Origin of the sequence: Blautia caecimuris (genome assembly GCF_024622975.1) — a bacterium.
Classification (GTDB): Bacteria; Bacillota; Clostridia; order Lachnospirales; family Lachnospiraceae; genus Blautia_A; species Blautia_A caecimuris.
In genome coordinates this window covers 1-10821 of the sequence record NZ_JANJZT010000054.1, presented here as the reverse complement: position 1 = coordinate 10821, position 10821 = coordinate 1, and the positions used below count along the sequence as shown (strand labels likewise).

The window sequence follows — 10821 nt, the reverse complement described above, 5'->3', positions numbered from 1 at the left end:
TAAAATGGATGAAATCAGTGAAGAGGAAGCGGCATCCGTTTGATATAGCAATTATTTAATATTCGTTATACTAGATAATGGCATAACGCTTTCTACATACAACTTCATAACCATAGGGATAGCGACTGGTGTTTGTGCATTGGTCGCTTTTCTTTATTACCGCTTCTTCCATGACAGTTTCAAGAAGCTATTACACCGCCAAAAGCTGGCACGCATGATACTGGACAATAAGTGGTATGAAGCACAGACCGTACAGGACAGCGGTTTTTTCACTGACCTGCAAGGCAGATCAAGGGAAAAAATTGTCTGGTTTCCTAAAATCTATTATCAAATGGAAACGGGCTTGCTCCATATCCGCTGTGAAATCTCTTTGGGAAAGTATCAAGACCAGCTCCTTAGACTGGAAGATAAACTGGAAAGCGGGCTGTACTGTGAGCTGACCGACAAGACGCTCCATGACGGCTATATCGAATACGTTTTACTTTATGACATGATAGCGAACCGTATCTCGATTGACGAAGTAAAAGCAGAAAACGGGGGCTTGCGTCTGATGAAGAACCTCACATGGGAATATGACGCACTCCCTCACGCCCTTATCTGTGGCGGGACTGGCGGTGGAAAGACCTATTTCCTGCTGACAATCATTGAAGCCCTCTTGCAGACCAACGCCCAGCTATTCATCTTAGACCCTAAGAATGCCGACCTTGCGGACTTGGGTACGGTCATGGATAACGTGTACCATACCAAAGAAGATATGATTGAATGTGTCAATGTGTTCTATGAGGGCATGATACAGCGAAGCGAGGAAATGAAGCAACACCCAGACTACAAGACGGGCGAAAACTATGCCTATCTGGGCTTACCGCCCTGCTTCCTTATCTTTGACGAGTATGTGGCGTTCTTGGAAATGCTGGGAACAAAGGAAAGCATAAGCCTTTTAAGCCAGCTAAAGAAAATCGTCATGCTTGGCAGACAGGCGGGCTATTTTCTGATTGTCGCCTGCCAGCGTCCCGACGCAAAGTATTTCAGCGACGGTATCAGAGATAACTTCAACTTTCGTGTGGGCTTGGGGCGTATCAGCGAGCTAGGCTACGGTATGCTTTTTGGAAGCGACGTAAAGAAGCAGTTCTTCCAGAAGCGTATCAAAGGGCGTGGCTATTGTGACGTGGGTACGAGCGTCATATCGGAGTTTTACACTCCCCTTGTACCAAAGGGGCATGATTTTTTACAGACTATCGGCTCTCTTGCACTGGCAAGGCAAGCTGTATCAGATGAACGAAAGGAGAATTGAAAAATTTATGGGACTTTTAGAAATGGGTTACAGCGACCCTACCGCAGATTTGCACGTCGAGGGTGTCTGCGTAGACTTTGACCGCTTTCTTGCGGACTTGGAAAGTGTCGCTGGCACGACTGATGATAAATGCGAGGAATTTCCGACAGAAGCCTACCATGCACACATGGAAGATATTTTGACAGAAGCAGGGCTTGGGAGATTGAAACTTCCGTTGCTTTTTTCCGTCGTTCTGGACGAATGGCTTTCCATTCATGGGTTCAACTACCGCTTTACGTTCCTTTTGGTGGATAAGGATTTTTTCAGACAGATATACCATGAATATGAGATTGGCAAAGAGATTGTCAGAAAATGCCTTTCTGCCGATACCGACGTTATCGTAGTTTATACGGGCATGACAAGGATAGACTGAACCACTGACGACTTTCACGGTCAGCTTTAGCGTCAGACCGTGGAAGTCGTCCTGTGGAGCAGGGCTTGCCCTGCTCCACGAAAGAAGCCCCTCGGTATCTAACAGAGGGGCACAATTCCGCTGGAAACTACGGTCAAAAAGTCTGGAAATCCCGCTTGGCATAAGGGTTTTCTCTTACTCATGGCTGACTGTGACAATCGGCGGAAAATATCACAGATTTCTAAAAATACACGATTGGGGGTATGCAGGCTGAATGAAAGCACCTTTATAACCGCCTTGAAAGAGAAACGTCAATCTTATGGCGTGTCCCAGACAAGGCTTGCTATCATGGCTGGTATCAGCCGTGAACACTTGAACCGTATCGAAGCGGGAAAGGTCAAGCTCACGGACGATATGCAGGACAAGCTCATGGAAGCTGTTGAGAAGTTCAATCCCGACGCTCCCATGTTCCTGCTGTTCGACTATGTGCGTATCCGTTTCCCCACGCTGGATATACAGCACGTTATCAGAGATATATTGAAGCTCAATGTTGACTATATGCTCCATGAGGACTACGGACACTACAAGTACACAGAGCATTACTATCTGGGTGATGTGTTCGTCTACACTTCACAAGATGAGGAAAAAGGCACGCTTCTGGAGCTGAAAGGAAAAGGCTGTCGCCAGTTTGAAAGCTATCTGCTGGCACAGGGGCGTAGCTGGTATGACTTCCTCATGGACGCTCTGATTGAGGGCGGTGTGATGAAACGCCTTGACCTTGCGATTAACGACAGGGCGGGCATACTGGATATTCCAGATCTGACCGCCAAATGCAACCGTGAGGAATGTGTTTCCCTGTTCCGCTCTTTCAAGTCCTATGCTTCGGGCGAGCTGGTGAAGCACAACGAGCAGGACAAGGCGGGCATGGGACACACGCTGTATATCGGCTCTCTGAAATCGGAAGTCTACTTCTGCTGTTATGAGAAGAACTACGAACAGTACGCAAAGCTGGGAATACCGATTGAGGAAGCACCGATAAAGAACCGCTTCGAGATACGATTGAAAGATGAAAGAGCTTATTATGCCGTCCGTGAACTGCTGACCCATTATGACGCAGAACAGACGGCATTTTCTATCATCAATCACTATATCCGCTTCGTGGACAGAGAACCAGAGAAGCGAAAGACAGACTGGAAGCTCAATGACCGCTGGGCGTGGTTTATCGGGAAAGACCGCCCGCCTGTCAAGCTGACGACAGACCCAGAACCTTACACGCTGGAAAGGACGCTGGGCTGGATAAGCCGACAGGTCGCACCTACGCTGAAAATGCTGAAAAAGATAGACGCTGGCAACAGCACAAGCTATCTGAAAGAGATTGAGGACAACGCAAAGCTGACGGAAAAGCATTTGCAGATAATCCGACAGCAGACAGCGGACACAGAGGAGCTTATCACAGAGTAAAGGAGAATTGAGATTATGGCAGAACTTGTCAAGGACTTAGTGCTGGTATCGCTGGGAATGGGTATCGGTGTCGTCCTTATGTGTATCGCACAGGTCAGCAAAATGGCTGACGAACAAATGGAAGAAATCAAAAAAGAAAGGATTGATAAAGAATGAATTTCGGACAGAACTTATACAACTGGTTTTTAAGCAACGCCCAGAGCTTAGTGCTTATGGCAATCGTGGTAATCGGTATCTACTTAGGATTTAAGAGAGAGTTTTCTAAGTTAATCGGCTTCCTTGTGATTGCCTTAATCGCCGTCGGGCTGGTATTCAATGCAGGCGGTGTCAAGGACGTGCTGTTAGAGCTGTTCAACCGTATCATTGGAGCGTAGCCTATCGTTAAAAGCGGTTACTCCATTAGAGATCAACCGCTTTTTCTATACTCAAATTTCAGATTGGAGTGATTGATTGAAAGATATTTTTACGGATATGCAGGCAAAAATCGGGTGTCCGTATCTCTCCGACCTGCCCTACTACAAGCGTGCGGTCTGGTTTGAAATGAAACGCCTTTGCCTGTCCGACTACCCTAAGAAACAGTTGGAAGATTTTTCACGCTATGTATTCGGTGTGCCTTACACCGTCATACAGGAAGCGTTACAAAGAAAGGACGTGATGAAACATGGAAGAAATGCGTGTGCAGATTGAAGCCAGAGAGCCGACAGACGGAGAAATCAGAGCTTTTTGGTTCACCTTGCCTATCGACACAGAACAGGTGGAAGAACTGCTGGGGATTGATGTAGATACAGACTATTACTATATCACGGGCAAGGAGCTTCCCTTTGCTGATGAAGTGCAGGAAGATACCACCATTGAAAGGCTCGACGACTTGTACCATACCTATGAAAGTCTGCCCTCTGACTTGAAAGAGGACTACGGGGAGCTGATGTGCTATTTCACCGACCTTGACGAATTGCACCGATACAGAAACGATATTATTCATTATTCGTGGTGTAAGAACATGACGGACGTTGCCCGCCACATTCTGAACAATGACCCAGACTTTACTTCCCTAAGTGAGAGCGTCACCCGCTATTTCGATTATGAAGCCTACGGGCAGTACCTTGACGACAACGGACGCTTTGTGGAAACCGACCACGGTATCTATGAACTTCCATAGAAAAGAGGTGTAAGCCTGTGGTGGACGACATGAGGGTGTATATCGCTAATCTTGGCAAGTACAACGAGGGCGAACTTGTCGGGGACTGGTTCTCTTTCCCTATCGACGAGGAAGATGTTGCGGAGCGTATCGGGCTGAACAGCTATTATGAGGAATACGCTGTCCATGATACCGACAACTTCCCTATTGAAATCGGGGAGTATATCTCCATTGAAGAACTCAATGAGATGTACGAGATGATTTGCGAGCTTCCCGACTATATCACGGACGCTCTGGACGAGTTTGTTTCCTACTATGGAAGTCTGGAAGAAGTTTACGAGCATAAGGACGAGATTTATTATTATCCAGACTGCGGGGACATGACCGACGTTGCCTATTACTTCATTGACGAGTTGCAGGTATTGGGACAGATACCGCTACCGTTGCAGAACTATATCGACTATGAAGCATACGGCAGGGACTTGTCCATAGAGGGGACATTCATTGAAACAAGCCGTGGGATATGCGAGATACCATATTAGAGCTGGCAGATCAGCGACAGGAAGCGTCGCTACTGACAGCTTTTTTCTATCAAGGACAGTCTGAAAATGGCTGTCCTTTTCCATTACAACGAAAGGAGCTGAAACGAATTGAAGAAGATTAAGAGCTACACGGGTATCTGGAACGTGGAGAAAGTCTTATATGCAATCAATGACTTCACTCTCCCGTTTCCCGTTACCTTTACCCAGATAACGTGGTTTGTTATCACGGAGTTTGCCGTCATTCTCTTGGGGGACTTACCGCCGTTATCGCTTATCGAGGGGGCATTTTTAAAATACTTCGGTATTCCCGTCGCCCTCACATGGTTTATGAGTCAAAAGACCTTTGACGGCAAGAAGCCTTACAGCTTCTTGAAATCGCAGATTACGTTTGCCCTGCGACCAAAAGTGACCTATGCAGGAAAAGCCGTGAAGCTGGAAAAGGAAGTGTTCAGCGAACCCGTCACGGCGGTTAGGAGTGTGATGTATGTTCCCGATTAAATATATCGACAACAACCTTGTCTGGAACAAGGACAATGAAGTATTCGCCTATTATGAGCTGATACCATACAATTACAGCTTTCTATCGGCTGAACAGAAATTTATCGTCCATGACAGTTTCCGTCAGCTTATCGCACAGTCCCGTGAGGGAAAGATACACGCCTTGCAGATAGCAACGGAAAGTTCCGTAAGAAGCATACAGGAGCAGTCAAAAAGATTAGTGACGGGGCGACTTCGTGATGTGGCGATACAGAAGATAGATGAACAGACAGAAGCATTAGTAAGCATGATTGGGGACAATCAAGTGGACTACCGCTTTTTTATCGGCTTCAAGCTCATTGTGACAGAGGAAAAGGTCAGCCTTGATAGCATGAAGAAATCGGCGTTTCTGACATTCAAGGAATTTCTAAATGAGGTCAACCATACGCTGATGAACGACTTTATCTCCATGCCAGATGATGAAATCAACCGCTACATGAAAATGGAAAAACTGCTGGAAAATAAAATCTCCCGACGTTTCAAGTTCCGACGCTTGGATAAGAACGACTTCGGGTATCTTATCGAGCATATCTACGGCAGGGACGGCGTGGCGTATGAGGACTACGAATATTCGCTTCCAAAGAAGAAGCTGAAAAAGGCAACGCTCATCAAGCAGTACGACCTTATCCGTCCGACCCGCTGTCTGATAGAGGAAAGCCAGCGATACATAAGGCTGGAGCATGAGGACAGCGAGAGCTTCGTGTCCTACTTTACCGTCAATGCGATTGTGGGCGAGCTGGATTTTCCGTCGTCGGAAATCTTCTATTTCCAGCAACAGCAGTTTACTTTCCCTGTTGATACGAGCATGAATGTGGAAATCGTCGGCAACCGCAAGGCACTTTCCACGGTGAGAAATAAAAAGAAAGAGCTGAAAGACTTGGACAATCACGCCTATCAGTCTGGAAGCGAAACCAGCTCAAATGTGGTGGACGCATTAGACAGCGTGGACGAGCTGGAAACCGACCTCGACCAGAGCAAGGAAAGTATGTATAAGCTCTCCTATGTGATAAGGGTATCAGCTCCCGACCTTGACGAGCTGAAACGACGCTGTGATGAGGTCAAGGACTTCTACGACGACCTCAATGTAAAATTAGTTCGTCCCGCTGGGGATATGCTGGGGCTTCACTCTGAATTTCTTCCCGCCAGCAAGCGTTATATCAATGACTATGTGCAATACGTCAAGAGTGATTTTCTGGCAGGACTTGGCTTCGGGGCAACACAGCAGTTAGGAGAAAACACAGGTATCTATATCGGCTATTCCGTAGATACAGGAAGAAACGTCTATTTACAGCCCTCTCTTGCCAGTCAAGGTGTGAAAGGTACGGTCACAAACGCTCTGGCTTCCGCTTTTGTCGGTTCGCTGGGCGGTGGGAAATCATTCTGCAACAATCTGATTGTCTATTATTCCGTCCTCTTTGGGGGACAGGCGGTCATTCTCGACCCTAAATCAGAGCGTGGCAACTGGAAAGAAACGCTCCCAGAGATAGCCCATGAAATCAATATCGTCAACCTTACCAGCGATAAGGAAAACGCTGGGCTTCTTGACCCGTTCGTGATTATGAAAAATGTAAAGGACGCTGAAAGTCTGGCGATAGACATTCTCACATTCCTTACGGGGATTTCCTCTAGGGACGGTGAAAAATTCCCTGTCCTTAGAAAAGCGGTGCGAGCCGTGACCCAGAGCGATCAGCGAGGACTTCTCCATGTGATAGACGAGCTACGCAGAGAGGACACGGTGATAGCCCGCAATATTGCCGACCATATCGACAGCTTTACAGACTATGACTTTGCACATCTGCTGTTTTCGGACGGTTCGGTATCTAACGCTATCAGCTTGGACAACCAGCTCAATATCATACAGGTGGCAGATTTGGTGCTTCCCGACAAGGACACGACCTTTGAGGAATACACGACCATTGAACTGCTGTCCGTGGCTATGCTGATTGTCATTAGTACCTTTGCCCTTGACTTTATCCACAGTGACAGAAGCATTTTTAAAATCGTGGATTTAGATGAAGCGTGGGCGTTCCTCAACGTGGCACAGGGCGAAACTCTTTCGAACAAGCTGGTGCGTGCGGGACGTGCTATGCAGGCAGGTGTGTACTTCGTCACGCAATCCTCTGGGGACGTGTCAAAGGAAAGTCTGAAAAACAATATCGGCTTGAAGTTTGCCTTTAGAAGTACCGATATAAACGAGATTAAGCAGACCTTAGAATTTTTCGGTATCGACCCAGAGGATGAGAACAACCAGAAAAGGCTTCGTGACTTGGAGAACGGGCAATGCCTGCTTCAAGATTTATATGGGCGTGTAGGCGTGGTACAGATACACCCTGTCTTTGAGGAATTGTTGCACGCCTTTGATACCAGACCGCCGATACATAGAAATGAGGTGGAGTGATGAAAGACAGGATAAAGGGGCTTTTGACAAAACAGAAGCTCTTTCGCTTTTTCAAGATAGCGCTGATAGTCATTTTTACCTCTGTCGTGTTCTTATCCTTGTTCGGAACGGTGGCTCATGCCACGGGGCTTGTCGATGATACCGTCAATGCGGACAACCTGTATTCACAGTACCCGCTGGAAAACTACCAGCTTGACTTCTATGTGGACAATAGCTGGGGCTGGCTTCCGTGGAACTGGCTGGACGGTATTGGAAAAAGTGTGCAGTACGGCTTATACTGTATCACCAATTTTATCTGGACTATCAGTCTGTACCTAAGTAACGCTACGGGGTATGTCGTCCAGCAGGCGTATAAGCTGGACTTCATTAACGATATGGCAGATAGTATCGGAAAGAGCATACAGACCCTAGCGGGCGTGACGGAAAACGGCTTCGGAAGTACGGGCTTTTATGTGGGCTTCCTGCTTCTTATTATCCTTATCGTGGGTATCTATGTAGCCTACACGGGGCTTATCAAGCGAGAAACCAGCAAGGCATTACACGCCGTTATCAACTTTGTTGTGGTGTTTATCGTGTCCGCTTCCTTTATCGCCTACGCTCCTGACTATATCAAAAAGATAAACGATTTTTCTTCGGACATTTCCACGGCTTCACTGGATTTGGGGACAAAGATAATGCTCCCCGACAGCGACAGTGAGGGAAAAGACAGCGTGAACTTGATAAGGGACAGTCTGTTTTCCATACAGGTGCAACAGCCGTGGCTACTTTTGCAGTTCGGGAACAGCGATATAGAGGAAATCGGGGCTGACCGTGTGGAAGCTCTGGTATCGGTCAGTCCGTCAGCAGACGACGGGGCGACCCGTGAGGACGTGGTGAAAACGGAAATCGAGAATAACGACAACGACAATCTGACGATACCACAGGTCATCAACCGTCTGGGAATGGTGTTTTTCCTGCTCATTTTCAATCTGGGGATAACGATATTCGTATTCCTGCTTACGGGCATGATGATATTCTCCCAGATATTGTTTATCATCTTCGCTATGTTCCTGCCGATTAGCTTTCTGCTTTCCATGATACCCAGCTATGAGAACATGGCAAAACAGGCAATCGTCCGAGTGTTCAATACGATTATGACAAGGGCGGGGATAACCCTCATTGTCACGGTAGCTTTTTCTATTTCCAGTATGTTCTATAACATATCCACCGATTACCCGTTCTTTATGATTGCGTTCTTGCAGATAGTCTGCTTTGCGGGTATCTACATGAAGCTGGGTGACCTTATGAGTATGTTCTCTCTCAACGCTGGGGACAGCCAGAGCATGGGACGCAGGATATTCCGTCGTCCGTATCTGTTCATGCGACACAGAGCAAGGCGTATGGAACGACGTATCGCTGGTGCGGTCACTGCTGGAAGCATGGCGGGAGCTGTGGCGGGAAGTGCTGTGGCGGGTGCAGGAAATAAAACCCGTACTTCCGCTTCCAGAGGAAACAGGAACAATCAGACTGTAAGCAGTCGAGCAGGTTCAGCCGTGGGAGCGGTGCTTGATACAAAGAACAAGGTCAAGGACAAGGCAACGGCTGTCAAGGAGAATATCAAGGATATGCCGACCCAGACTGCCTATGCCCTGCACTCCGCAAAGGAAAAGGCAAAGGAAAATGTGTCCGACTTCAAGCGTGGCATTGTGCAGGGACAGGAAACCAGACAGAGCCAGCGTGCCGATAAGCGTGAGCAACACAGACAGAATATCGCAGACAAACGTATGGAGCTTCAAAAGGCACAGGAAGCAAGGCAGGCTGGCAGAACGACGGACGGATCAGCGACAACAGGAGCTACCCGTCCCCATGAAAGACCTGCCACGGCTTCTAAGACCGATACAGGAAAAACACAGGAAATCAAGCGTCCGCTCTCGACCAACAAGGTACATACCGAGCTGACAAAAGCACAGCCTGTCAAAGAGCGTCCTCTGGCTTCAAAATTTGATGAACCTGTACTACAGAAACACAGGACAAGGCTTAATGGTGTGGAGCTGAACCAGCAGACCACCAGAAAAGAGCGAAACATCAAGAAAGCGACCATAAACACTACGGATAAGAAAGGACATAAGAAATGAAGCTAAGACATATCGCCCTTATCGGCAGTCTGTTTCCCTTTCTTCTTGCGATAGTGCTTTTCTTTGGTGTGCTTATCAGCGCCGAGGACGACGACGGGGGCGGTAGTTCTTCCTCATGGGTAACAGGCATGAACCTTTCCGCAGAGGTCTTAAAACATCAGCCTATGGTGGAGAAATACGCAAAGGAATACGGTATTTCCGAGTACGTCCCCTATCTGCTGGCAATCATACAGGTGGAAAGTGGCGGGACAGCCGAGGACGTTATGCAGAGTTCCGAAAGCATGGGCTTACCACCAGACTCTCTTGATACGGAAAGCTCCATCAAGCAGGGGTGCAAGTATTTTGCGTCCCTGCTTTCTTCAGCAGAAAATCAAGGCATAGAGGATATCAACGTCGTGGTACAGTCCTATAACTATGGCGGTGGCTATATTGGCTATGTGGCTAAGAACGGGAAAAAACACAGCTTCACGCTGGCAGAGAATTTCGCCCGTGACAAGTCGGGTGGAAAGAAAGTCACCTACACGAACCCTATCGCTGTCGCCCGCAACGGTGGCTGGCGTTATGGGTACGGGAATATGTTCTATGTGGAGCTTGTCAGCCAGTATCTTACGGTCAGTCAAGTATCGGGCGAGCTGGCACAGAAGATAATGAATGAAGCTCTGAAATATCAAGGCTGGAACTATGTGTATGGCGGGAGCAATCCGAACACTTCCTTTGACTGTTCGGGACTGGTTCAATGGTGCTATGGTAAGGCTGGCATTTCCTTACCGAGAACGGCACAGGCACAGTATGACGCTACCCAGCATATCCCGCTTTCGCAGGCACAGGCTGGCGATTTGGTGTTCTTCCACAGTACCTACAATGCGGGAACGTATGTAACCCACGTCGGTATCGTGCGTCCAGAGGGACGAAAGTTAGAAGTAGATTAAAGAAAGGGGGACAGAAAAAA

10 protein-coding genes and 2 pseudogenes are annotated in these 10821 nt (G+C 47.7%); all 12 read left to right on the top strand.

Annotated features, from left to right (window positions below; all coding sequences use genetic code 11):
* Positions 1-61: 61 nt before the first annotated feature.
* Positions 62-1291 (top strand): annotated as a pseudogene (locus tag NSA57_RS18535) (FtsK/SpoIIIE domain-containing protein); the annotation flags it as partial.
* Positions 1292-1298: 7 nt separating this feature from the next.
* Entirely contained in the window at positions 1299-1703 is a 405-nt protein-coding gene (locus NSA57_RS18530; RefSeq protein ID WP_257465745.1) for a hypothetical protein, read from the top strand.
* A 180-nt stretch (positions 1704-1883) separates the two neighbouring features.
* The gene (gene mobT, locus NSA57_RS18525; protein WP_257465744.1) at positions 1884-3143 is read left to right on the top strand and encodes a MobT family relaxase; all 1260 of its coding nucleotides are present in this window, start codon (positions 1884-1886) and stop codon (positions 3141-3143) included.
* Positions 3144-3158: 15 nt separating this feature from the next.
* The gene (locus NSA57_RS18520; protein WP_021374764.1) at positions 3159-3299 is read left to right on the top strand and encodes a DUF3789 domain-containing protein; all 141 of its coding nucleotides are present in this window, start codon (positions 3159-3161) and stop codon (positions 3297-3299) included.
* Positions 3296-3517 (top strand): hypothetical protein, encoded by a 222-nt coding sequence (locus NSA57_RS18515; protein WP_010817890.1) that lies wholly within the window; start codon positions 3296-3298, stop codon positions 3515-3517. The genes NSA57_RS18520 and NSA57_RS18515 overlap by 4 nt, the downstream gene beginning before the upstream one ends.
* 76 nt (positions 3518-3593) lie before the next feature.
* Positions 3594-3830 (top strand): hypothetical protein, encoded by a 237-nt coding sequence (locus NSA57_RS18510; RefSeq protein ID WP_060815474.1) that lies wholly within the window; start codon positions 3594-3596, stop codon positions 3828-3830.
* Positions 3805-4302 (top strand): antirestriction protein ArdA, encoded by a 498-nt coding sequence (locus NSA57_RS18505; protein ID WP_077717676.1) that lies wholly within the window; start codon positions 3805-3807, stop codon positions 4300-4302. Before NSA57_RS18510 ends, NSA57_RS18505 begins: the two co-directional genes overlap by 26 nt.
* Positions 4303-4319: 17 nt before the next feature.
* Positions 4320-4823 carry an antirestriction protein ArdA gene (locus NSA57_RS18500; RefSeq protein ID WP_257465743.1) on the top strand — a complete coding sequence of 168 codons (504 nt, stop codon included), beginning with the start codon at positions 4320-4322 and terminating at the stop codon, positions 4821-4823.
* Between the two features lie 108 nt (positions 4824-4931).
* A complete protein-coding gene (locus tag NSA57_RS18495) occupies positions 4932-5321 on the top strand; it encodes a conjugal transfer protein (protein ID WP_070087533.1) in 390 nt (129 codons plus the stop codon).
* Positions 5308-7758, top strand: coding sequence for a conjugal transfer ATPase TcpF (tcpF, locus tag NSA57_RS18490; protein WP_257465742.1), 2451 nt, complete (start codon positions 5308-5310; stop codon positions 7756-7758). The genes NSA57_RS18495 and tcpF overlap by 14 nt, the downstream gene beginning before the upstream one ends.
* Positions 7758-9872: a CD3337/EF1877 family mobilome membrane protein gene (locus NSA57_RS18485; protein WP_257465741.1), complete on the top strand. Its 2115-nt coding sequence runs from the start codon at positions 7758-7760 to the stop codon at positions 9870-9872. The genes tcpF and NSA57_RS18485 overlap by 1 nt, the downstream gene beginning before the upstream one ends.
* A pseudogene (locus NSA57_RS18480) lies at positions 9869-10765 on the top strand (bifunctional lytic transglycosylase/C40 family peptidase); the annotation flags it as partial. The gene NSA57_RS18485 and the pseudogene NSA57_RS18480, both read left to right, overlap by 4 nt.
* Positions 10766-10821: the final 56 nt, after the last annotated feature.